At 60.3% G+C, this 21,731-nt stretch carries 22 protein-coding genes and 1 other RNA gene; 7 read left to right on the top strand and 16 right to left on the bottom strand.

What is annotated here, in order from left to right; genetic code table 11:
* Positions 1–56: 56 nt before the first annotated feature.
* From ACSSNI_RS00685 to ACSSNI_RS00670, 4 genes are all read right to left on the bottom strand, one after another.
* Positions 57–1,913, bottom strand: coding sequence for a GGDEF domain-containing protein (locus ACSSNI_RS00685; RefSeq protein ID WP_200640030.1), 1,857 nt, complete (start codon positions 1,911–1,913; stop codon positions 57–59).
* Complete coding sequence (locus tag ACSSNI_RS00680; RefSeq protein WP_200640031.1) at positions 1,913–2,782, bottom strand: endonuclease/exonuclease/phosphatase family protein; 870 nt, start codon at positions 2,780–2,782, stop codon at positions 1,913–1,915. Before ACSSNI_RS00680 ends, ACSSNI_RS00685 begins: the two co-directional genes overlap by 1 nt.
* Before the next feature lie 6 nt (positions 2,783–2,788).
* Entirely contained in the window at positions 2,789–3,418 is a 630-nt protein-coding gene (locus tag ACSSNI_RS00675; RefSeq protein WP_200640032.1) for a thiol:disulfide interchange protein DsbA/DsbL, read from the bottom strand.
* 183 nt (positions 3,419–3,601) lie between these two features.
* Positions 3,602–4,234 (bottom strand): c-type cytochrome, encoded by a 633-nt coding sequence (locus ACSSNI_RS00670; RefSeq protein ID WP_102836588.1) that lies wholly within the window; start codon positions 4,232–4,234, stop codon positions 3,602–3,604.
* A 280-nt stretch (positions 4,235–4,514) separates the two neighbouring features.
* Between ACSSNI_RS00670 and yihA the strand changes: the two genes are divergently transcribed.
* A complete protein-coding gene (gene yihA / locus ACSSNI_RS00665) occupies positions 4,515–5,177 on the top strand; it encodes a ribosome biogenesis GTP-binding protein YihA/YsxC (RefSeq protein WP_200640033.1) in 663 nt (220 codons plus the stop codon).
* A 57-nt stretch (positions 5,178–5,234) separates the two neighbouring features.
* On the opposite strand, the gene gcvP is transcribed toward yihA, so the two are convergent.
* The 9 genes from gcvP to ACSSNI_RS00620 all read right to left on the bottom strand — a co-directional run bounded on the left by gcvP (position 5,235) and on the right by ACSSNI_RS00620 (position 17,229).
* Positions 5,235–8,111: an aminomethyl-transferring glycine dehydrogenase gene (gene gcvP, locus ACSSNI_RS00660; RefSeq protein ID WP_200640034.1), complete on the bottom strand. Its 2,877-nt coding sequence runs from the start codon at positions 8,109–8,111 to the stop codon at positions 5,235–5,237.
* Positions 8,112–8,218: 107 nt separating this feature from the next.
* Positions 8,219–8,608: a glycine cleavage system protein GcvH gene (gcvH, locus tag ACSSNI_RS00655; RefSeq protein ID WP_159966828.1), complete on the bottom strand. Its 390-nt coding sequence runs from the start codon at positions 8,606–8,608 to the stop codon at positions 8,219–8,221.
* A gap of 80 nt (positions 8,609–8,688) precedes the next feature.
* Positions 8,689–9,771, bottom strand: coding sequence for a glycine cleavage system aminomethyltransferase GcvT (gcvT, locus tag ACSSNI_RS00650; protein ID WP_200640035.1), 1,083 nt, complete (start codon positions 9,769–9,771; stop codon positions 8,689–8,691).
* Positions 9,772–9,908: 137 nt separating this feature from the next.
* Positions 9,909–11,525, bottom strand: coding sequence for an ABC transporter permease (locus tag ACSSNI_RS00645; protein ID WP_200640036.1), 1,617 nt, complete (start codon positions 11,523–11,525; stop codon positions 9,909–9,911).
* A 136-nt stretch (positions 11,526–11,661) separates the two neighbouring features.
* Entirely contained in the window at positions 11,662–12,663 is a 1,002-nt protein-coding gene (locus tag ACSSNI_RS00640; RefSeq protein WP_159966826.1) for an extracellular solute-binding protein, read from the bottom strand.
* 107 nt (positions 12,664–12,770) lie between these two features.
* Complete coding sequence (locus ACSSNI_RS00635; RefSeq protein WP_200640037.1) at positions 12,771–13,991, bottom strand: 2-octaprenyl-3-methyl-6-methoxy-1,4-benzoquinol hydroxylase; 1,221 nt, start codon at positions 13,989–13,991, stop codon at positions 12,771–12,773.
* Between the two features lie 159 nt (positions 13,992–14,150).
* On the bottom strand, positions 14,151–15,329 hold the full coding sequence (gene ubiH, locus ACSSNI_RS00630; protein ID WP_200640038.1) for a 2-octaprenyl-6-methoxyphenyl hydroxylase: 1,179 nt from the start codon (positions 15,327–15,329) through the stop codon (positions 14,151–14,153).
* Positions 15,330–16,661: a Xaa-Pro aminopeptidase gene (gene pepP, locus ACSSNI_RS00625; RefSeq protein WP_200640039.1), complete on the bottom strand. Its 1,332-nt coding sequence runs from the start codon at positions 16,659–16,661 to the stop codon at positions 15,330–15,332.
* A 13-nt stretch (positions 16,662–16,674) separates the two neighbouring features.
* Positions 16,675–17,229 carry a YecA/YgfB family protein gene (locus ACSSNI_RS00620; protein ID WP_200640040.1) on the bottom strand — a complete coding sequence of 185 codons (555 nt, stop codon included), beginning with the start codon at positions 17,227–17,229 and terminating at the stop codon, positions 16,675–16,677.
* A 124-nt stretch (positions 17,230–17,353) separates the two neighbouring features.
* Between ACSSNI_RS00620 and ACSSNI_RS00615 the strand changes: the two genes are divergently transcribed.
* From ACSSNI_RS00615 to ACSSNI_RS00600, 4 genes are all read left to right on the top strand, one after another.
* Complete coding sequence (locus ACSSNI_RS00615) at positions 17,354–17,563, top strand: TIGR02449 family protein (RefSeq protein ID WP_019341928.1); 210 nt, start codon at positions 17,354–17,356, stop codon at positions 17,561–17,563.
* Positions 17,560–17,874, top strand: coding sequence for a cell division protein ZapA (locus tag ACSSNI_RS00610; protein WP_046161525.1), 315 nt, complete (start codon positions 17,560–17,562; stop codon positions 17,872–17,874). Before ACSSNI_RS00615 ends, ACSSNI_RS00610 begins: the two co-directional genes overlap by 4 nt.
* Positions 17,875–17,907: 33 nt before the next feature.
* Positions 17,908–18,086: non-coding RNA, 6S RNA (ssrS, locus tag ACSSNI_RS00605), on the top strand.
* Between the two features lie 6 nt (positions 18,087–18,092).
* Positions 18,093–18,695, top strand: coding sequence for a 5-formyltetrahydrofolate cyclo-ligase (locus tag ACSSNI_RS00600; protein ID WP_200640041.1), 603 nt, complete (start codon positions 18,093–18,095; stop codon positions 18,693–18,695).
* Between the two features lie 50 nt (positions 18,696–18,745).
* On the opposite strand, the gene ACSSNI_RS00595 is transcribed toward ACSSNI_RS00600, so the two are convergent.
* Entirely contained in the window at positions 18,746–18,931 is a 186-nt protein-coding gene (locus ACSSNI_RS00595; RefSeq protein WP_045423487.1) for a hypothetical protein, read from the bottom strand.
* 157 nt (positions 18,932–19,088) lie between these two features.
* Here ACSSNI_RS00595 and ACSSNI_RS00590 point away from each other — a divergent pair, with 157 nt between their 5' ends.
* The gene (locus ACSSNI_RS00590; protein ID WP_200640042.1) at positions 19,089–19,538 is read left to right on the top strand and encodes an EVE domain-containing protein; all 450 of its coding nucleotides are present in this window, start codon (positions 19,089–19,091) and stop codon (positions 19,536–19,538) included.
* A 27-nt stretch (positions 19,539–19,565) separates the two neighbouring features.
* Here the strand turns inward: ACSSNI_RS00590 and ACSSNI_RS00585 are convergent, their stop codons facing one another.
* On the bottom strand, positions 19,566–19,973 hold the full coding sequence (locus ACSSNI_RS00585) for a flagellar basal body-associated protein FliL (protein WP_200640043.1): 408 nt from the start codon (positions 19,971–19,973) through the stop codon (positions 19,566–19,568).
* 186 nt (positions 19,974–20,159) lie between these two features.
* Between ACSSNI_RS00585 and ACSSNI_RS00580 the strand changes: the two genes are divergently transcribed.
* Positions 20,160–21,137: an NADPH:quinone oxidoreductase family protein gene (locus ACSSNI_RS00580; RefSeq protein ID WP_045423482.1), complete on the top strand. Its 978-nt coding sequence runs from the start codon at positions 20,160–20,162 to the stop codon at positions 21,135–21,137.
* A gap of 52 nt (positions 21,138–21,189) precedes the next feature.
* Here ACSSNI_RS00580 and secB read toward each other — a convergent pair whose 3' ends face one another.
* Complete coding sequence (gene secB / locus ACSSNI_RS00575; protein WP_102836573.1) at positions 21,190–21,684, bottom strand: protein-export chaperone SecB; 495 nt, start codon at positions 21,682–21,684, stop codon at positions 21,190–21,192.
* Between the last annotated feature and the right edge of the window lie 47 nt (positions 21,685–21,731).

Below are 21,731 nucleotides of genomic sequence, written 5' to 3'. Positions count from 1 at the left end.
CCAGAACAGAGCGCGGGATTATACCGGGGCAGCCCTTGGGCTCCCAGCGCGTCCCGTCAGCCCGCTTCGATACGGTTGCGACCGGAATCCTTGGCCCGGTAGAGAGCTTGGTCGGCGCGCTCGAACACCTGCTCGGCTCGATCGGCTGCAGCGAAGCTTGCGAGCCCTCCCGACAGCGTTACCTGGATGCGAGCTCCCTTGAAGTGGAAAGGACAGTTCTCGATACCGGTGCGCAGATTGTCCAGCAACTTGAGCCCCGCCGAGGGAGGCGTCTCGGGCAGCAACAGCGCGAACTCTTCGCCGCCGAAGCGGGCGATGAAGTCAGTCTTGCGCAACCGCTTGCGCAGCTCATTGGCGATAATCTTCAACACCCGATCGCCAGCCAGATGGCCGAAACTGTCGTTGATACGCTTGAAATGGTCCACGTCCAGCACCGCGAGCAGCAGCTCACCGCCGTAACGTTGGTGTCGCGCGACCTCAAGCTCTAGGCGCTCATCCCAGGCGGCTCGATTGGGCAAGGTGGTGAGCGGGTCCCGCAGGGCCTTCTGGCGCTGCTCTTCGAGGTGTTCGCGCATCCCCGTGGCTGCCTTTTCGAGGCTAGCCACACGCTCAACCAGGGTGCCAAGGCGATCACTCAAGGTCTGTTCATGTTCACTTCGCTGACGCTGATACGCATCAACGGTCTCCAGCAAACCATCAAGCCGTAATTGAACAGTCTGCTTCAGGCTCGGAAGGTCCTTGGCGCCGAGCATGCTGTCTTGCAGGCCACCGACTTGCTGGCGCAGCTCTTCGTCAAGCGCCTGGGCCGTTTCTTTGCTCTGCACGTGCCCTTCGCGGGCCGCGCCAAGGCTGTCCTGCATGGTGGCCAGCCGCTCGTTGAGCAGACCAAGATAGCTTTCGAATTCACGCTGCCCCTGATCCGCCACCGCCAACATCAACTGAGCCAGATCATCGAGCACTGGCACCAGCTCATACCAGTTGAGGCCCTGCTGAATTCGCTCACGCATGGCCTGCGCCTGCGCCTGCTGGTGTTCGGGAAGCCGCAAATTCTCCAGCAGTCCGAGCAGCGTCGACTCAACACGCTCGGCGATAGCGCTATAGGCCTGCTCTGGCGAAGGTGGCAACCGATACGGGTCGGCCGGCTGATTCTCCGGCGTCGGCTCCGGCAACGTCACATCGGCTAGCACATCGCTGCGCGGTTCCGCGATATCAATGGCAGCTTGCAGCGCTTGCGCCGCCTGCGCACTGGAATCCGGGCCGTCTGGCTGAGGCAGAGGCTCGGGTGTTTCCGGCGACCCAACGGGCGGCAGTCCTTGAAGAGACTCTGCCGGCTCAGCAGGAAACGCCGACGAATCACCGTTGGGTTTCGCTGTGATCTCATTGGCGCGCTCGCGCTGTCCGAACAACCGGCCTAGCAAGCCCACCGAAGCGGAGCCGCCTAGCGGCCGCTGTGCAGTCAGTGCCTGATTCTGCAAATCACCCAGCTCGCTCAATAGCGTGGGCAGCTCGCGCGATTGAGCGGCTCGCGCACCAAGCTGTCGTGAAAACTGCTTCAGTGGCTTGCGGATTTCACTGGGCAGCTGCAGCTCAAGCAGTTGCGAAGCCAGTCGATCAAGCGCCTCAGTCAACTGCTTGAGGCGCTCCTGTTTACTGCGCTCGGTGTCGAGTACGGCGCGCTCGAGTCGCGGGACAAGGGCACCCAGACGATCATCCTGCACGTCGTCACGTAGCACGTCACGCAGCTCGCGCATGCAACGCTCAACGGCAGGATCGGCGCCGTCTACGGCAAAACTGCTGCGAACCAGGCTACGACGCAGAAGATCCAGTCGCGTATTCCAGCGCCCTTCAAGTTGCTCCTGTTGTTCCAACTGCTGCAGATATTTGTCTTTCCAGCGTTGCGCGTCGTCGCTCATCAGGTCCTATCCATAGGTACAGGCAATGCGTCAGCACCGTGCAGTGCGTCTGGCAAGCGGATTTCCACCGCTACCGGCAAGTGGTCAGAAGTCGCCTGAGCCAGCACATCGACACGCTCGAGAGTCAGACTGGGACTCAGCAGGATGTGATCCAGGCAGCGTTGCGGACGCCAGCTGGGAAACGTCGCTTCGATTTGCGGCGCTTGCAGGCCAAGATCACGTAGCGGTGAGTGCTCCAGCAGATCACTGGCGTGGGTGTTCATGTCGCCCATCAGAATCTGATGGCGGTAGCCGCCGATTAAGTCGCGGATGTAGGCCAGCTGGCGAGTGCGCGCGCCGCCGCCCAGGGCCAAGTGCATCACCACGACAACCAGGGCGTCCTCACCCTGACCAAACCGAAGCAAAATCGCACCGCGCCCGGACGGGCCCGGCAATGGATGGTCTTCCAGTCCCTGCGGCTCCAGTCGACTCAAGACGCCATTACTGTGCTGAGCGAAGCGTCCCAGGTTACGGTTGAGCTGCTGGTACCAATAGGGAAAGGCGCCGAGTTGCGCAAGATGTTCGACTTGGTTGACATAGCCTGACCGCAGGCTGCCTCCGTCCGCTTCCTGCAGCGCCACAAGGTCGTAGTTGCCCAGCAAATCGCCGATGCGCTGCAGGTTCCGCGCGCGCCCAGTGTGCGGCAACAGATGCTGCCAGCTGCGGGTGAGGTAATGATGATAGCGCTCGGTGCTGATGCCGACCTGAATGTTGAAACTCAGCAGACGCAATCGGCCGTCGCAGGGCAGGCCGCTGGAATCCAGACAAAGCGGATTGACTCGCGCCTGGCCCGGGCCAGCCAAGCGCGGTGAACTCCAGCGACGAAGCATCTGTGCTTACCGGGCCGCGCGTTCTTTTTCGATCAGGAAGTCAGCAACATCCAACGCCCGCTCCGGGCCGCCGGCGGAACCGATATCGAAGCGGTACTTGCCGTTGACAATCATTACCGGAACGCCAGTGATCTGATAAGCCATCGCCAGCTTCTTTGCCTGCTCGGCACGGCTCTTCACACCAAAGGAGTTATAAGCCTTGAGGAACGCTTGCTTGTCGACTCCCTGCTCCTCAAGGAGCTCAGCCATTTTCTCCGGAGTGTCGAGCTTGTTACCATCGCGATGATAGGCGTTGAACACGGCATCATGAACCTTCTGCTCGACGCCCATGGACTCCAGCGCGAGGAACATCTGGCCATGGGTGTTCCAGACGCCACCGAACATCGCCGGAATACGCTTGAAATCGACATCGTCAGGCAGTTGCTTGATCCATGGATTGATCACCGGCTCGAACTGGTAGCAGTGCGGGCAGCCATACCAGAACAGCTCGACAACCTCGATCTTGTCCGGCTCGGCAACCGGTACCGGATTCTTCAGCTCAACATATTCCTTTCCTGCCTGAAACTCTGCCGCACTGACTGAAAAGCCAAACAGGCTGGCGGTAACGAGAAGGGCACTGAGAACGAGTTTACGCATGGTGACTCCCTTGGTAATGAACGGCTGACCGATAGCGCCACAGGCTGCAGCAATTCATGCGTGCTCGCCAGCGCTTTCCGACGCTTTTCAATATCTTGACAATCATTATAGCGAGGGCAAAAACAAAAAAAGGCGTCCAGGCTCGAGCCCTGAACGCCTTTTGCAGGCTGATCGGTTTAACGATCAGTGCAGACCCTGGATGTAGCTCGACAGGGCCTGGATTTCCTTGTTGCTTAACTTCGACGCGATGGTGCGCATGATGGCTGCATCGCCATCGTTTGTCCGGTCTCCCTCACGGAAGTCAGTGAGCTGCTTGGCGGTATAGGCCGCGTGCTGACCGCCCAAGCGCGGGAACCGCGCAAGATTATTGCCAACACCGTCAGGCGCATGGCAACCGGAGCACGCTGGCATGCCCTGTTCCAGCTTACCACCGCGGAAAAGCTGCTCACCCTGAGCGACCAGAGCCGGGTCGGCAGTACCGATGGTCATCTTCTGGCTGGCGAAATAAGCAGCCATGTCCTGAAGATCCTGTTCGCTGTACGGGTCAAGAATACCGGTCATTTCCAGCACCTTCCGGCCAACGCCCGGCTCGGCTGTAGGGCTGCTGCCCGCCTTGATATCCTGCAGCTGCTTAAACAGATAGTTCGAGCCCTGGCCTGCGAGTTTCGGGAAGTTCGGTGCGGCACTGTTTCCGTCTGCACCGTGGCAAGCACCACAGACGGCGACCTTTTCTTTTCCTGCTTCTGCATTTCCAGCCGCGTGGGCGATACCGGTGATGCCAAGGGTCAACAGCAGACTCACGAGTACTTTGTTCATCAGCTCATCCAACTACGGCTAAGGGTTTAAAGAAATCTTATTCGGCAGTCCGACCGCTTAGGGCCATGGCGACGCTCGTTATAAACAGGGTGACGTCTGACCTGGCGCTAGAGCAGCGCTTCACTCGCTTCCGATCAATCGCCATAAGCGACCGACAGAGCGGCTAGCCGGCTCGTTTTTAGACCAAAGCGCACACAAAATCTGCGGCATTATATACTGGCGTTCCTGAAACGGAAATGAACCATTGCCGCACCCCCCGCGCGCACTCACCGGAAAGCCCATGCTCCCAAAAAACCCGATTCTAGGCCTCTGCCAGCAAGCCACGTTTATGACCAGTGCCGCCAAGGTCGATCAATGCCCGGCTGACGAAGGCCTGGAAGTCGCTTTCGCCGGTCGCTCGAATGCAGGCAAGTCCAGTGCGCTGAACACGCTCACCCACGCCAGCCTGGCCCGCACGTCCAAGACGCCAGGACGCACCCAGCTGCTTAACTTTTTCAGCCTCGACGAGCACCACCGGTTGGTCGATCTCCCCGGCTACGGCTATGCAAAAGTGCCGATCCCTCTGAAGCAACATTGGCAGCGTCACTTGGAAGCCTACCTGAGCAGTCGCGAGAGCCTCGCGGGAGTGTTCTTGATGATGGACATCCGCCATCCGCTGACCGAATTCGATCGCATGATGCTCGACTGGTCCAACGCCAGCGAGATGCCGCTACATATCCTGCTGACCAAGTCGGACAAGCTTGCCTTTGGCGCAGCAAAGAGCGCGCTGCTGGCCATCCAGCGCGACATCCGCAAAGGTTGGGGAGACGGTGTGAGCGTCCAGCTATTCTCGGCACCGAAACGCCTGGGCGTGGAAGAGGCACAGCTGGTGCTGGCGCAGCTGCTGGGAATGATCGGCGAAGAAGACGAGGATGCGCCCGACGAGCCTTCTCAAGAAGGCTGACCCTTAGGGAGAGATGCCGCCCAGTCTGATTCAAAAATCAAACCGGGCGGAGCGACACTACTCGCGATAATCCTCAACCGGTACGCAGGCGCAGAACAGGTTGCGGTCACCAAATACGTTGTCAACCCGATTCACCGCTGGCCAGTACTTGTGCGCCCGGGTATGTGAGCTGGGCGTAACGCCTTCGGCGATACTGTAAGGGCGGTCCCAAAGATTGGCCACATCGGCCAATGTATGGGGAGCGCGTACCAGCGGATTGTCCTCTGCAGGCCAACCGCCGTCCTGCACCTTGGCTATCTCCGCACGGATGCTCAGCATCGCCTCGACGAAACGATCCAGTTCGGCTTTCGACTCGCTCTCGGTCGGCTCGATCATCAGGGTGCCAGGGACCGGGAAGGACATGGTTGGCGCATGGAAACCGTAATCGATCAGTCGCTTGGCGACGTCCTCCTCCGTAATGCCGGTCTGCGCCTTCAAGGGGCGTAAATCGATGATGCATTCATGGGCTACACGGCCGTTGCGGCCGCTATACAGGACTGGGAAGGCTTCACCGAGACGCATCGCGAGGTAGTTGGCGCTGAGGATTGCAACCTCAGTGGCATCCCGGAGTTGCGGGCCCATCATGGCGATGTACATCCAGCTGATTGGCAGGATGCTGGCGCTCCCCCAGGGCGCTGCGCTGACCGCGCCATTCTCGGGGTTGGGACCTTGCAGCTCGATAACCGGATGGTTGGCAACGAATGGCTGCAGATGCGCTTTGATGCCGATCGGTCCCATGCCTGGACCGCCACCGCCATGCGGAATGCAGAAGGTCTTGTGCAGGTTCATGTGCGAGACATCGGCACCGATGTCAGCCGGCCGCGCCAAGCCGACCTGGGCATTGAGATTGGCGCCATCCATGTAGACCTGGCCACCATGGGCGTGGATGGTTTCGCAGATCTCGCGGACGCCTTCTTCATAGACGCCGTGGGTCGATGGGTAGGTGATCATCAGGCACGACAGCTTGTCACCCGCCTCGGCGGCCTTGCGCTTGAGGTCCTCCAGGTCCACATTGCCGGCCTTGTCGCATTCGACGATAACCACGCGCATGCTGACCATCTGCGCCGACGCCGGATTGGTGCCGTGCGCCGAGGACGGAATCAGGCAGATATCACGCTGCCCTTCGCCGCGGCTCTCGTGATACTTACGAATGGCCACCAGCCCCGCGTACTCGCCCTGCGCACCGGAGTTGGGCTGCATGGAGATCGCGTCGAAGCCGGTGATCGTGCAAAGCCAGGCTTCCAGCTCGTCGATCATCAACTTGTAACCCTGAGCTTGCTCCTGCGGGGCGAACGGATGCAGGTTGGCAAACTCTGGCCAGGTGATCGGAATCATCTCGCTGGTGGCGTTCAGCTTCATGGTGCATGAACCGAGCGGGATCATCGCCTGGTTCAACGCCAGATCCTTGTTTTCCAGCTGCTTGAGGTAGCGCAGCATCTCGGTTTCGCTGTGGTGGGTATTGAACACCGGATGCGCAAGATAGCCGCTGCTGCGTTGCAGCTCAGCCGGAATTCCGCTGACGATTTCGCCGCCATCCAACGCTAGGACGTTCAGTCCATGATCTGCGCCCAGGAAGACCGTTAGTAGCCTCTCGACGGTCTGCTCGTTGCAGGTCTCGTCCAGGCTGACGCCCAGCTTGCCGCGCCCAAGGATGCGCAGGTTGATCCGAGCGGCACGTGCGCTTTCGAGTATCGCGGTCTGTGCGCCACCGACTTCCAGAGTCAGCGTGTCGAAGAAGTGCTGATTGATACGCTTTATGCCGCGTTGCTCCAACGCACCGGCCAGAATCGACGTCAGCCGATGGGTGCGCTGAGCGATACGCTTGAGCCCTTCAGGGCCATGGTAGACCGCGAAGCAACTGGCAATGTTGGCCAATAGCACCTGGGCGGTACAGATATTCGAGTTAGCCTTTTCGCGACGGATATGTTGTTCGCGGGTTTGCAGTGCCATGCGCAGCGCCATGTTGCCGCGGGCGTCCTTGGACACGCCGATGATGCGGCCAGGCATGGCGCGCTTGAAGGCGTCGCGGGTGGCGAAATAGGCGGCGTGCGGACCACCGTAGCCCATGGGGACGCCGAAGCGCTGGGTCGAGCCGAGTACTACATCCGCGCCGAGCTCGCCAGGCGGTGTCAGCAGCAGCAGGCTGAGCAGGTCCGCTGCGACGCAGGCCAGCGCTTGCTTGGCATGCAGCGCTTCGATCGCCGGACGCAGATCGCGAATTTCGCCGTGAGTGTCGGGGTACTGCAGCAGTGCGCCGAAGACGTCCTGCGCCGCGATATCCTCAAGCGCACCGACCACCAGTTCAAAACCAAAAGCCTCGGCACGCGTCTGCACCACTGAAAGCGTCTGCGGATGACAGTTCTCATCGACGAAGAAGCAGTTGCTTTTGCTCTTGGCCATGCGCCGCGCCAGGGTCATGGCCTCAGCTGCAGCGGTTGCTTCATCGAGCAGCGAGGCGTTGGCGAGGTCGAGCCCGGTGAGATCGATGGTCAGCTGCTGGAAATTCAGTAGCGCTTCAAGGCGACCCTGCGCGATCTCCGGCTGATAAGGCGTGTAAGCGGTATACCAGCCCGGATTCTCCAGCACGTTGCGCAGGATGACGGGTGGCGTGATGGTGCCGTGATAACCCACGCCGATCAGGCTGGTCCAGAGCTGATTCTGTTCCGCATAGCTCCGCAGGCGCGCCAATGCTTCCTGCTCGTCCAGCGCAGCCGGCAGTGCCAGGTCGCCTTGCAGACGAATCGCCGGCGGCACGGTCTGCTTGATCAGCTCTTCGCGGCTGGACAAGCCGAGCGCTTCAAGCATGGCCTGCTGTTCAGCGGCATCAGGGCCGAGATGACGACGCAGAAAGGCGTCAGATTGCTGGAGCTGGGAAAGGCGCGGCACTTGAGACATCACTGCTTCTCTCGAAAAAGGAAAGCCCCGATATGCCGGACTGCTGTGAAAAGCGACTACGCTCGGTTTTCACGCGCCTGCACTGCGGGGCTTTGAGTTTGGACGGCTTAGGCTTCGGCGTCGCAGGAGGCCTTGTAGCCCTCTGCATCGAGCAGCTTCTCCAGTTGCGAAGCATCGCTCGGCTGAAGCCGGAAGAACCAGCTGCCATAGGGCTCGCTGTTGACAGCTTCCGGCGAGTCGGTGAGTTGCTCGTTGATCGCGACCACCTCTCCGGAGAGGGGTGCATAGATGTCCGACGCAGCCTTCACCGACTCCACCACACCGGCCTGCTGCCCTGCAGTCAGTTGCTGGCCGATTTCTGGCAGTTCCACATACACCACGTCGCCCAACGCTTCCTGGGCATGGTCGGAGATACCGACGCTCACACTACCGTCGGCTTCGAGACGGGCCCACTCGTGGCTGGCGGCGTAACGCAGATCGCTGGGGATATCGCTCATTCGTAGGTCCTCAATAAAACTGTCGGTTGCGGGCACGAAGCAGGCTTTGCGGCCCGTTGCAAAATTGCAGTCGGCCGAATTTACACCAGTACTTTGCCGTGACGCACGAAAGTCGGCTGCACCACGCGCACGGGATACCACTTACCACGAATTTCCACTTCGGCACGATCGCCTGAACCGGCAGGAACACGCGCTAGCGCGATGGCCTTGCCAAGCGTAGGCGAAAAACTGCCGCTGGTAATCTCGCCCTCACCAATACCATTGACCCGAACGATCTGATGGGCACGCAGAACGCCGCGCTCTTCGAGCACCAGCCCTACCAGTTTCGGCAGATCGCTTTGCGCCTTCTGAGTCTCCAGCGCGGAGCGCCCTATAAAGTCACGCTCCATCGGCTTCCAGGCTACCGTCCAGGCCATGTTGGCCTGCAGCGGCGAGACGTCTTCGGTCATATCCTGGCCGTATAGATTCAGCCCAGCCTCCAGTCGCAGCGTGTCACGCGCGCCCAGGCCGATCGGTGAAATACCGGCCCCGACCAACTCGCTTAGAAAGTCCGGCGCCTGGTCGGCCGGCAGGATGATCTCCAGGCCGTCCTCGCCGGTGTAGCCCGTGCGACCGATGAACCAATCGCCGACGGCGCGACCATGAAATGGCTTGAGCTCGTGAATCAATGCAGCGCGGGCCTGGTTGACCAGCTCGGAAGTCCGTGCTCGTGCGTGGGGACCCTGGATAGCCAGCATCGCCAGCTCTGGACGCTCGGTCACCTCCACGGCAAAGCCCTCGGCCTGCGCGTGCATCCAGGCCAGGTCCTTGTCGCGGGTGCTGGCGTTGACGACCAGGCGATATCCCCAATCGGTGAGATAGACGATCAGGTCGTCTATCACGCCGCCGCGCTCGTTGAGCATCGCCGAATACAGTGCTTTGCCGTCTTGCCCAAGGCGGCCCACATCGTTGGCCAGCAGACGCTGAAGGTAGGCCTTAGCATCCGCCCCCGCGACATCGACGATCGTCATGTGGGAGACGTCGAAGACCCCACAATCACGTCGCACCTGATGATGTTCTTCAACCTGGGAGCCGTAATGCAGCGGCATGTCCCAGCCGCCGAAGTCGACCATTTTGGCGCCAAGTGCAAGATGCTGATCGTAGAGGGGAGTACGCTGACCCATGGGTTTCTCCTTCCGGGCAGGTCGCCAAAGCGGCGTGGGTAGAGCTTATTAGAGCCGAGCAGCCGGCCCGACGTATTTTGAATGGCGCGCATTGTAGCCCCAAGGCCGTGACAGGTCACGGTGAGGTGATGGAGCGCTCAACCGACTCGCCGGGCAGAGCGCCGAATCAACAGGATGACCGGCAACAGCCCCACCAGCACCAGCGTCAGCGCAGGCAGGGCAGCACGCGCCCACTCGCCTTCACTGGTCATCTCGAAGATCCTTACCGACAGCGTGTCCCAACCGAATGGCCTCATCAGCAGCGTGGCGGGCATTTCCTTCAGCACATCGACGAATACCAGCAATGCGGCACTTAGCGTTCCGGGCAACAACAACGGCAGGTAGACCCGAAAGAACAGCGCCGGGCCGCCGACGCCAAGGCTGCGTGACGCCTGCGGCAAGGAGGGCCGGATGCGTGCCAGCGCGCTTTCCAGCGGACCGAAGGCTACCGCCATGAAACGAATCAGGTAGGCCAACAGCAAAGCCCCGAGACTGCCGAGCAAGATCGGCTTTTCCGCACCACCGAGCCAGCCGGACAACGGCACCACCAGTTCGCGGTCCAGGTAGCTGAACGCGAGCATGATCGACACGGCCAGCACCGACCCCGGCAACGCGTAACCCAGATTCGCCAACCCTACTGCCATTTTTATCGGACGCAGCGGTGCCTGGCGTCGAGCAAAGGCCAGCAACAGCGCCACGGTCACCGTGATCAAAGCCGCCAGACCGCCCAGATAGAGGGTATGCAGGATCAAGCCGTTATAGCGCTCATCGAGATCGAAGCGTCCGCGCTGCCAGAGCCAGACCAGCAACTGCAGCACGGGTATGACGAAGGCGCAAAGAAACACCAGGCCACACCAGCTGCTGGCGGCCAGAGCCTTGAAACCGCGAAGGCGATAGAGCACCGCCGAGCGCGCCCGATCATTCGCCGGCCTGGCCGCTCCCCGCGCGCGCCGCTCACCGTAGAGCACCAGCATTACCGCCAACAACAACAAACTGGCCAATTGGGTCGCGCTGGTGAGGCTGAAAAACCCGTACCAGGTTTTGTAGATCGCCGTGGTGAAGGTATCGAAATTGAACACCGCAACGGCACCGAAATCGGCCAATGTTTCCATCAAGGCCAGCGCCAGACCGGCACCGATAGCCGGGCGCGCCATCGGCAGCGCGACGCTCCAGAAAGCCTTCCAGGGAGACTTGCCGAGGACGCGCGCCGCCTCCATCAGCCCCTTACCCTGAGCAATGAAGGCTGAGCGGGCAAGCAGATAGACATACGGGTAGAAGACCAGCACCAGCACGGTGATGACACCGCCGGTGGAACGGACCCGCGGAAAGCGCACGCCACTGCCGAACCACTCCCGAGCCAGCGTCTGCACCGGCCCAGCGAAATCGAGCAGGCCAATGAAGACGAACGCCAGCACATAGGCGGGAATCGCAAAAGGCAGCATCAGCGCCCAATCCAGCCAGCGCCGCCCCGGAAACTCGCATAACGAAGTCAACCACGCCAGGCTCACGCCGAGCACGGTTACACCCACCGAAACGCCCAGAACCAGCGTCAGCGTATTGGCCATCAGGCGAGGCATCTGGGTCTGCCAGAGATGCGACCAGATGTCCGTATCGATATCGCTCCAACTGAACAGCAGGACGCTCAGCGGCAACAATACCAACGCGGCAATTGCGAAAGTGATGGGATACCAGCGGCGCTCGACGGGGTGGGACACGCAAGCCTCAACAGCAAAAAAGACGACGCCCCCGGCGTGCGGGGGCGTCGATTATAGCCGTAGCTGCAAACTGCAACCCAGCACTCAGATGTGCGCAGAGCCTGGCTGGCTGCCTAGGCGGCCAGCCGCGAGCGGCTTATCGCCAACCCGCACGGTCCATCAGCATGATCGCTTCGGCCTGACGCTTACCGGCCACTTCGACCGGGATGGTGTCCGCCTTGAAATCACCCCAGGCAGAAACCTCAGCCGAGGATTTCACCTCGGGGTTTGCCGGAAACTCCATGTTGATGTCGGCGAAGATGTTTTGAGCTTCGGCGGTAGTCATCCACTCGACCAGCTTGCGTGCAGCCTCCGGATGCGGCGCGTGCTTGGTCAAGCCGATACCCGACAGATTGACATGCACACCGCGACCGTCCTGGTTCGGCCAGAAAAGCTTGGCTTTCAGATCCGGGTTTTGTGCATGCAGGCGACCGTAGTAGTAGGTGTTGACGATACCTACATCACACTGACCGGCGTCGATCGCCTGAATCAACGCGGTGTCGTCGGCGAATACGTCTGTGGCCAGGTTGTCTACCCAGCCCTTGACGATTTCTTCGGTCTTCTCGGCGCCATGAGTTTCGATCAGCGTGGCGGTCAGCGATTGGTTATAGACCTTCTTGCTGGTCCGCAGGCACAGACGGCCATCCCAGTTCTTGTCGGCCAGCGCTTCGTAGGTAGTCAGCTCGCCTTCTTCGACACGCTCAGGCGAATAAACGATGGTCCGCGCTCGCAGCGACAAACCTGTCCAGCCATCAGTAGAAGAGCGGTACTGCGATGGGATGTTGTCGTTCACAACCGCCGAGTTCATCGGCTGAAGAATACCCATCTGCTCGGCCTGCCAGAGGTTGCCGCCGTCTACCGTCAGAAGCAGATCCGCCGGCGTATTTTCGCCTTCAGCCTTGATGCGGGCCATCAGCGGCGCTTCCTTGTCCGTGATGAACTTGACATTGACGCCCGTCTTGGCGGTGTAGGCATCGAAAACCGGCTTGATCAGCTCATCGATCCGCGAAGAGTAAACCACTACTTCGTCGGCAGCCTGTACAGCACTCGACAGCGCGGTGAGCGCGAGAACGGCGAGTAAACCTTTGCTTGCCTGCATGGATCAGCCTCTTATAAATTGTTCAAGAGACTGAATAGTATTGAATGTCATTTACTTTCTCAACGCGACAATTCGCGCGCCCCGACGGCGGGGAAGCTCACAACCGATCAGATCCGAGCCAGGTCCGGCATGTCACCGCTCAAGCCCAGCGCCTGACGAACAAACAGCGCTTTGGCTGCCGGAAGCGCCTGAACACCTTTCAGGCCCGCATTGCGCAACCAGCGCAGCGGCAGCGGATCGGCCTGGAACAAACGTTCGAACCCCTCCATCGCCGCCATCATGGTCAGATTATGTGGCATTCGGCGCCGCTCGAAACGCCCCAATACCCGCGGATCTCCCAGCTGCGCGCCTCGCGCGACGGCGGCCTGCAGCACCTCTGCAAGCACGGCTGCGTCGAGCAACCCAAGGTTAACGCCCTGGCCAGCCAACGGATGAATGGTATGTGCCGCATCGCCAATCAATGCCAAACTAGGTTGCACGTAACGCTTGGCATGGCGTTGACGCAGCGGGATGCATAAGCGCGGATCGGCCTCGACTATCTCACCCAAGCGATATTCGAAGGCGCGACCAAGCGCCTGACAGAACGCATCATCGCCCAGCGCCATCAGGCGCTGCGCCTCCGCCTCGGTGACAGACCAGACGATGGAGCACCAGTGCGCGTCGCCCTCCCGCTGCAATGGCAGAAACGCCAACGGCCCTTCGTCAGTGAACCGCTGCCATGCGGCCTGCTCGTTCGGCTCGGCACAGCGCACGCTGGTGACTATGGCGTGATGAAGATAATCCCATTCGCGAGTTTCAAAGCCGGCCAGCTGGCGGACCGTAGAATTGGCGCCGTCGGCCGCAACTACAAGGTTGGCGCTCAGCTGCTGTCCGTCAGACAGTGTCAGAGTCCACCCGTCCTCGTTCTGCTGTAGCTGCTCAAGTCGTGCATCGCCCTTGAGTACTACTGAGCCACGGTTCTTCAGCGCGTCCAGCAAAGCATCCTGCACGACCCGATTCTCGACGATATGGCCAAGCACATCGGCGTGTACCGCGGCGGCGGAGAAATCAATCTGACCGGTGCCAGAGCCATCCCACACATGCATGTCCAGATAAGGACTGGCGCGTCGACTGACAATCCCCTCCCAGGCACCCACGCGCTGGAGAATCCGTTGACTGGCAGCCGACAGGGCACTGACGCGAGGCTCGAAGGGGTCCGACGCTTTGAACGGATGCACGTCCAGCGGTCCGCCGTCGACCAGCATGATGGAAAGGCCAGAGTCCTGCAGGGCCAAAGCCAGGGTGCTGCCAACCATTCCGGCGCCAACGATGATGAGGTCCGCTTGCATTACTGCTCTCTCCTGCCCGTCTAGCCTGCATACAGTCGGTCCGCTCGCGCGCCAACGCGTCTTCGAGCCTCCTACCTCTGGGTTCAGCCGTAGCGGCTGGTCGAAATACTGCTGGTCCGACGTGTCGGTACTTGCTAAAGCAGCATACTCGACTCAGTCCTAACGCTCGCGCACGCCCATCCCCATCGCCTGTCGTGCAAACCAGGCTTTGGCGGGTGGCAGCAAATCCAACCCCAGCAATCCGAGATTTCGCCCGGCGACCGATAGGCGCTCCGACTCACCGAACAGCTGGGTCAGTTGGTCGGAAAAACCCACCGTGAGTCGCTGATCCGAACGCTGCTGCTGATGGTAGCCCTGCAGTACGCTCAGGTCGCCCAGCGGCGCCGAACTGCGCAACAGCGCGACCGCTAGCGCCTCGGTGTCCCGCAGGGATAGGTTGTAACCCTGCCCGGCAATCGGGTGCAAGCTGTGTGCAGCATTGCCCAGCACGACCAGACCGGAGCGCACCTGCTCTTCCGCCTCGATCAGCACAAGCGGATAAAGGTGCCGCGCGCCAACCTGTTGGAACCCCCCAAGCCGATAGCCGAACGCCTGCTGCAACTCCTCAAGAAACTCCGCTTCAGGGGCTGCGGCAAGACGCGCGGCATCCCGCTCCGGGCGAGTCCAGACGAGAGCGCAACGGTTATCAGGCAGCGGCAGCAGCGCCATCGGTCCTTCATCTGTGAAACGCTCGAACGCGCGCCCGCCGTGGGGGGTGCCGGGCGTTACATTGGCGATCAGCGCCGTCTGCCCATAAGGAGACTGTTTGACCTCGATACCGAGGTGCTCGCGCAACCCCGAGCGGCCACCGTCGGCCAGCACAGCGAGATCGCAGTCGAGCGTCTGACCGTCAGTCAGCGTTAGCCGATAGCCGCCCGGCACTGCTCGCATGCGTTCGACTTCGGCAGGGCAGCGGCGGGTCACCACATCGTCATCAAGTGCTTGCCAGAGACAGTGACCGATCCAGGCATTCTCCACCACGTAACCCAGCGCTGGCACTTGCTGGCTGGCGGCATCGAGCCGAGTGACACCTGCCCGTCCGCGGTCGGAGACATGAATATCGGTGATCGGCTCTGCACGCTCGGCGATTTGATCCCACACGCCCAAGCGCTGGTAGATAAGCCGTGTGCCGTAGGACAACGCCGTAGAACGTGCGTCGTAGCTCGGCTGATAGTCGTGGCCCGGCTCGAATGGCTCAATCAGCTCGACCGTCCAGCCACGCTCTTTCGCGCCATGCTGCAGCGCCAACGCCAAACTGGCGCCAACCAGCCCGCCGCCAACGATTGCCAGCGCGGCCATCTACGCGACCTCGGCGGAAACCGCCATCAGTGCCTCGATCTCGGCAACCGATTTAGGCACGCCGTTCGTGAGAATTTCACAACCATGACGAGTCACCACTACATCATCTTCGATGCGAACGCCGATACCGCGCCACTTCTTCGCCACATTCTGGTTGTCAGCCGCAATATAAATGCCAGGCTCGACTGTCATCGCCATGCCAGGCTCGAGCACACGCCATTCACCACCGACCTTGTAGTCACCAACGTCATGCACATCCATCCCAAGCCAATGGCCAGCGCGATGCATGTAAAAAGGCTTGTAGGCCTCAGCGGCAATCAACTCATCGACATCGCCATTGAGCAGCCCCAGCTCCACCAATCCGGCGGTGATGACTCGCACGGTCGCCTCGTGTGCCTCATTCCAGTGTTTACCAGGCGCAATGTGCTTGAACGCCTCTTCGTTGGCAGCCAACACCAGCTCGTAAATCGCTTTTTGCTCCATCGAAAAACGGCCGCTGACCGGGAACGTCCGGGTAATGTCACTGGCGTAGCAGTCGATTTCACAACCCGCGTCGATCAGCACCAGATCGCCGTCCTTCAACACCGCATCGTTCTCGCGGTAGTGCAGGATGCAGGCATTCTTTCCGGCAGCGACGATCGACCCATAAGCAGGCATCTTCGCCCCACCCTTGCGAAACTCGTAATCGAGCTCAGCTTCCAGATGGTATTCGTAGAGCCCCGCACGGCTGGCCTGCATGGCACGAATATGGGCACGCGCAGAAATTTCCGCCGCCTGCTTCATCACTTTTACTTCGTTCGCCGACTTGTACAGGCGCAAGTCGTGCAGCAGGTGATCGAGCGCAACGAACTCGTTCGGCGGCTGCGCCCCCTGTCGAGCCTGGGAACGGATGGTGTTGATCCACTCCATCAACCGATGGTCGAACTCCTGGTTACTGCCAATGGCGTAGTAGACGCGAGAGCGACCCTCGATCAGACCGGGAAGAATGTCGTCGATATCCCCGATAGGAAACGCGTCATCGGCGCCATATTCCGAGATGGCGCCGTCCTGCCCTGCGCGCAGGCCATCCCACAACTCGCGAGCCGGATCGCGCTCGCGACAGAACAGCACATATTCACCGTGCTCCCGTCCCGGAATCAGTGCAATCACAGCCTCGGGCTCGGGGAAGCCAGAGAGATACTGAAAATCACTGTCCTGACGGTAGATATGCTCAACGTCACGGTTGCGGATGTACATCGGCGCTGCCGGCAGGATGGCAATGCTGTTGGGCTCCATCTCCGCCATCAGCGCCTTGCGCCGGCGAACGTATTCGGTTCTGGGGATGCGGGTCATGGACAGGCGGTCCTCAATGCAGGGAGGGCTTGGGTGTCGGCGGTACGGGCTTTGCGCATTCGGTGAATAACAGCAAGGGCGCAACACGCAGGTATTCCATGACTTCCATGTAGTCGCTTTCGCCGTCCTCGGACTCGTCAAGCGAATCCTGAATCTGGGCAATGGCTGCCAAGTCCTGTAAGACTTCGACGGCCTCACCGCTCAGTGCACGGTCACCGGCAACCAGTCCGAAGCCGGCCAGAAAGCTCTGGCACCACTGCCCGAGCGCGAGCGCGCGCTCGGCAAGCGGTGCATCATCGGAGGGCAGCAGCAGGACAATGGCAATGTCATCGCCGGCGAGTTCGCCTTTGACCATCTCCTGCAGTCCGATGAGTGCTTGGCGCACCGGCTCGTCGGGTTCGGCACCCAGCAGCTCGACAGCATCGATCAGCCAGGATTCGGCGTCGAAGCCAGCGCCGGCGCAGCTGCGCCCGAGCAACAGACCGTGCAGCTCGGCGGGTGTGACGGGTTGGGCACTGCTGGCCAACAATGTAGCGAAAGCAGCGTAAGGCGAGTTCTCAATGGGCATTGGCAGCTAGGCGCGCAGAGGCGCTAATGTCTAGAATGAAGGCCTTGTATCCTAGCATCGGCACACGAGCCAAGACCATCGAAGCCGGCCCACCCAGCGCTCGCGCCATTGACCCGGGAATCCCATGGAAGACGCCGACCTGCAATTGCTGACCGCCAAGCTGGAGCAGCTGATTCAGCGCACCGAGCAACTCAAGGCGCAGAATCGTCTCCTGCGCCAGAGTGAGCAGGCGTGGCGCGAGGAGCGCGCTCATCTGATTGAAAAGAACGAAATGGCCCGCGTGAAGGTCGAATCAATGATTTCGCGCCTGAAAGCTCTGGAGCAGGACTCATGACCCAGCCGAACACCGTTACCGTGCACATCATGGACAAGGAATATTGCATTTCTTGCCCGCCCGAAGAGCGTAGCAATCTCGAAGGCGCCGCCCATTATCTGGACCGCAAGATGCGCGAGATTCGCAGCAGCGGCAAAGTCATTGGCGCCGACCGCGTTGCGGTCATGGCAGCGCTGAACATCACCCATGAGCTGCTGCACAAGCATGACCGCCTGGACGCCGAAGCCAACAGTGCCCGCGAGCATGTTCGCTCTCTGCTGGAAAGAGTCGACAGCGCTTTAGCCGCCGATCCAAACCCTACCGGTAACTGATGAACGGAAGCCAGATTGCGTTATAATCCCGCCCACTCCCTGGCATGTTCGCCAGTCTGCGATGACCCTCTCCCGATAAGCAACACCATGGAGGCTACACGTAGTGCCGGTGTGCATGTCCGCCTGACGGAAAGCCTTAAGGTACTCTGTAGTCGCCACCTTGAACTCTCGGGTTCAAGGGCCTACGCGGGCAGCGGCATGCTGGGGAGCCTCATCTCATGATCGTAGCCAAAGACCTTTCACGCCCGACGCTGCGACGTCAACTGCGCCAGGCGCGCCGCCAACTGTCTCCGACCCGGCAACGGCTGGCAGCACGAGAACTCTACCGTCAACTTGCCCAGCACCCGGTGTTTCGTCGCGCTCGCCATATCGCCTTTTATTTGCCCAACGACGGCGAGATCGACCCCCGCCCGTTAATGCTTGAAGCACAGCGTCGCGGCAAGGCGACCTATCTGCCAGTACTCAACGCCTGGCCGCGAACGCGCATGGTGTTTCAACGGATCATGCCGAACGAGCGCCTGAGGCCGAATCGCTTTGGCATCGCAGAACCCGCGTTTCGCCTGAACCGGCAACGGCGTATCTGGACACTCGATCTGGTATTGATGCCTCTGGTCGGGTTCGACGAGCACGGCGGGCGCCTGGGAATGGGCGGCGGCTTTTATGATCGAAGCCTGGCGTACCGCGGCAGGCGCAAAAATGGTCACAAACCGACACTTCTTGGGCTCGCACATGAGTGTCAGAAGGTGGACCGACTACCGCTAGAACCCTGGGATGTGAGCTTGCAGGCTACCGTGACGGACAAGAGCTGGTACGGGGGATGAAACGGGTGACGCGGAGGGTATCGCTAGCCGCATCCATGCGGCGGACTCGATCAGCGTTGAAGCTGCTGAGAGTGACTGATCGGAACCATCGAAGACGAATCTCCTGATTGCTCCCAAAGGCCCTGTGTATAGCCGGTAGTGACGACACCGAGGCCAAAGATCAGCACCAATATCCAAAGAATATCTGGCTTGCGTTTCATAGTTTTCGCCTCCCCCTGCCAGGCGAATAGTTTCATTCGAGTCAGTATCGTTTTAGTTTTTCAGACTCGACAATGCCAACCTCAAGCGCGGCATTCTCCGCTATGCACCGATGCTGCGCAAACAGGCGTTGCGACCGGTTGTCGGGGAGTTTCGCTTGAGAACCCAAGATGCAGATAGCAGCGAGCAAAGACCATGCCGTACTGGCTCATGAAGTCCGAACCCGATGAGTTTTCAATCGCAAACCTACAGCAACTAGGAACCGGTCGTTGGGACGGTGTGCGCAATTATCAAGCGCGCAACTTCCTACGAAACATGACTGAGGGGGACCTGTTCTTCTTCTATCACTCTAGCTGCGCAGTACCGGGTATCGCCGGCATCGGAAAAATCACCCGCAGCGCTTATCAGGACCCAACTGCACTGGATCCCGACTGCCCGTATTACGATGCGAAGGCAACTACGTCCAAAAACCCCTGGGATGCTGTGGACGTAGGCTTCGTCGAGCGTTTTCCGGTGACGTTGACGCTGCCTCAACTGAAGGCGCAGCCGGCGCTTTCGCAGATGCCGCTCGTCAAGAAAGGTAGTCGGCTCTCGGTCATGCCTGTTACCGAGACGGAATGGCAGGCCGTGCTTTCACTCCGTTGACTCAGCAAGCCGCCCCTAGAACCACGGCTACTGAATGATCAGATTGTTGAACAGCAGGTCGTCGACCAAGGGCTTGCCTTCTTCTTGCGTCAACACCGCCTGCACCTGTTTGAGCGCTTCCTGACGTAACGCTTCCTTGGCTTCGACCGAGCCGAGACTGGCGTCCGTTTGCTGGGAAAACAGTATGACCAGTTGATTCCGAATGAGCGGCTCATGGTGCTTGACCTTGGCCTCGGCTTCGCTGCCGGTCACGCGCAGCGCGATATCTGCCTTGTAGTACTTGAGCTTACCGTCGGAACCATAGTTGCCGACCAACGCGGGTACCAGCCCGTAGTAGATGGTCTTTAAAGCCGCACCCTCTTCGGGCTCGGGGGAGTTGGCGAATACGGGCAGCGCGAGGCCCAGGGCCAGACAGAGAAGAATGATGCGTTTCACAGGACTGCTCCTAGGGCTATTGGCGCCAGCATACCCAGTGATACGCACGGACCCAAGCCCAGCCTTATGAATTGCCATCAGAGCCGAACATGCTCGTTGCGTCGACCGAGCAGCCTTCTAGACTGACCGGACACAACCCAGGCCATGAGTGCCATCAGTCCAGATACGACAATAAAAGGAAACTCGATGAAAGCTGTCCTGTGCAAAGCATTCGGCCCGGCCGAAAATCTCGTCGTAGAAGAGTGCGACAGCCCTCAGATCAAGAAGGGCGACGTGCTGCTCGATGTGCACGCAGCGGGCGTCAACTTCCCAGACACACTGATCATCGAGGGCAAGTATCAGTTCAAGCCACCATTTCCGTTTTCACCCGGCGGCGAGGCGGCCGGGGTGGTCGCGGCCGTCGGCGAAAAGATTACGCACCTGAAGGTTGGTGACCGCGTCATGGGCCTGACCGGCTGGGGCAGTTTCGCCGAACAGGTCGCGGTACCTGGGCACAACGTATTGCCGATTCCTCAGGAGATGGATTTCGAAACCGCCGCGGCTTTCAGCATGACCTACGGCACCTCGATGCATGCACTGAAGCAGCGCGCCAATCTGCAGCCGGGCGAAACCTTGCTGGTCCTCGGCGCGTCCGGCGGGGTCGGCCTGGCTGCCGTAGAGATCGGCAAGGCAATGGGGGCAAAGGTCATTGCCGCCGCCTCGACTGCCGAGAAGCTGGAAGTAGCAAAAAAAGCAGGAGCCGACGAACTCATCAACTACAGCGAAACCAGTCTCAAGGAAAAGCTGAAAGAGCTTACTGCTGGCCAGGGCGTCGACGTCATCTACGACCCGGTTGGCGGCGCACTGTTCGAGGAAGCGTTTCGTAGCATCGCCTGGAATGGTCGAATGCTGGTGGTCGGTTTCGCAGCAGGAGATATCCCCTCGCTTCCTGCTAACCTGCCACTTCTGAAAGGCGCCTCGCTTGTGGGTGTGTTCTGGGGTTCTTTTGCCCAACGGCAGCCACACGACAATGCGGCGAACTTCAAGCAGCTGTTCGCATGGCACGCCGAGGGCAAGCTCAAGCCACTGGTGTCACAGACATTTGCTCTGGAGCAGGCAGCCGATGCGATCAATACGCTGGGGCAGCGCAAGGCGGTGGGTAAGCTGGTCGTGAAGGTCCGCTAGAGAGGATTCGCTCGTTGCCCACAGCCGTGCGCAACGAGCGGCAGCCGCCGAATCAATGCGCGGTAGCTGGAGTCTCGCCGCCCTGCTGCATGCGCGCCATTTCCTGGGCGTAGAGCGCGTCGAAGTTCACTGGCGCCAACATCAGCGCAGGGAAGGAGCCGCGCGTGACCAGGCTGTCGAGTGTTTCCCGCGCATAGGGGAACAGGATATTCGGGCAAAACGCGCCAAGCGTGTGGCTCATGGCCTGCGCTTCGAGACCCTTGATCAAGAAGATACCCGCCTGCTGCACTTCAGCAATGAAGGCCACTTCCTCTCCGGTCTTGACCGTTACGGAAAGCGTCAGCACTACTTCGTGGAAATCACCTTCCAGCGACTTCTGCTTGGTGTTCAGATCCAGCGCAACGCTCGGATTCCATTCCTGGCGGAAGATTTCCGGACTCTTTGGGGCTTCGAAAGAGAGGTCACGGACGTAGATCCGCTGCAGGGAAAACTGCGCGCCCTGCTCTTCCTGACCTGCGGCGGCACCGTTGTTTGCTTGTTCAGTCATGTGAAGCCTTCTCGCTGTGCATGTCGTATTTGAGTCGCGCCGCCCGT

The organism is Stutzerimonas tianxiuensis (assembly GCF_053470365.1).
Note: the sequence above shows the minus strand (reverse complement) of the source record. Positions and strands in the feature narration are given on the sequence as shown.

Bases quoted from the DNA above. Each gene is read 5' to 3' on its own strand.
- secB (WP_102836573.1), bottom strand. From the start codon at position 21,684: ATGACTGAACAAGCAAACAACGGTGCCGCCGCAGGTCAGGAAGAGCAG.
- ACSSNI_RS00680 (WP_200640031.1), bottom strand. From the start codon at position 2,782: ATGCTTCGTCGCTGGAGTTCACCGCGCTTGGCTGGCCCGGGCCAGGCG.
- ACSSNI_RS00595 (WP_045423487.1), bottom strand. From the start codon at position 18,931: ATGAAACTATTCGCCTGGCAGGGGGAGGCGAAAACTATGAAACGCAAG.
- ACSSNI_RS00580 (WP_045423482.1), top strand. From the start codon at position 20,160: ATGAAAGCTGTCCTGTGCAAAGCATTCGGCCCGGCCGAAAATCTCGTC.
- ACSSNI_RS00590 (WP_200640042.1), top strand. From the start codon at position 19,089: ATGCCGTACTGGCTCATGAAGTCCGAACCCGATGAGTTTTCAATCGCA.
- ACSSNI_RS00670 (WP_102836588.1), bottom strand. From the start codon at position 4,234: ATGAACAAAGTACTCGTGAGTCTGCTGTTGACCCTTGGCATCACCGGT.
- ACSSNI_RS00685 (WP_200640030.1), bottom strand. From the start codon at position 1,913: ATGAGCGACGACGCGCAACGCTGGAAAGACAAATATCTGCAGCAGTTG.
- ACSSNI_RS00640 (WP_159966826.1), bottom strand. From the start codon at position 12,663: ATGCAGGCAAGCAAAGGTTTACTCGCCGTTCTCGCGCTCACCGCGCTG.
- ACSSNI_RS00615 (WP_019341928.1), top strand. From the start codon at position 17,354: ATGGAAGACGCCGACCTGCAATTGCTGACCGCCAAGCTGGAGCAGCTG.
- ubiH (WP_200640038.1), bottom strand. From the start codon at position 15,329: ATGGCCGCGCTGGCAATCGTTGGCGGCGGGCTGGTTGGCGCCAGTTTG.
- gcvH (WP_159966828.1), bottom strand. From the start codon at position 8,608: ATGAGCGATATCCCCAGCGATCTGCGTTACGCCGCCAGCCACGAGTGG.
- ACSSNI_RS00600 (WP_200640041.1), top strand. From the start codon at position 18,093: ATGATCGTAGCCAAAGACCTTTCACGCCCGACGCTGCGACGTCAACTG.
- gcvP (WP_200640034.1), bottom strand. From the start codon at position 8,111: ATGTCTCAAGTGCCGCGCCTTTCCCAGCTCCAGCAATCTGACGCCTTT.
- ACSSNI_RS00675 (WP_200640032.1), bottom strand. From the start codon at position 3,418: ATGCGTAAACTCGTTCTCAGTGCCCTTCTCGTTACCGCCAGCCTGTTT.
- gcvT (WP_200640035.1), bottom strand. From the start codon at position 9,771: ATGGGTCAGCGTACTCCCCTCTACGATCAGCATCTTGCACTTGGCGCC.
- ACSSNI_RS00635 (WP_200640037.1), bottom strand. From the start codon at position 13,991: ATGCAAGCGGACCTCATCATCGTTGGCGCCGGAATGGTTGGCAGCACC.
- yihA (WP_200640033.1), top strand. From the start codon at position 4,515: ATGCTCCCAAAAAACCCGATTCTAGGCCTCTGCCAGCAAGCCACGTTT.
- ACSSNI_RS00610 (WP_046161525.1), top strand. From the start codon at position 17,560: ATGACCCAGCCGAACACCGTTACCGTGCACATCATGGACAAGGAATAT.
- pepP (WP_200640039.1), bottom strand. From the start codon at position 16,661: ATGACCCGCATCCCCAGAACCGAATACGTTCGCCGGCGCAAGGCGCTG.
- ACSSNI_RS00620 (WP_200640040.1), bottom strand. From the start codon at position 17,229: ATGCCCATTGAGAACTCGCCTTACGCTGCTTTCGCTACATTGTTGGCC.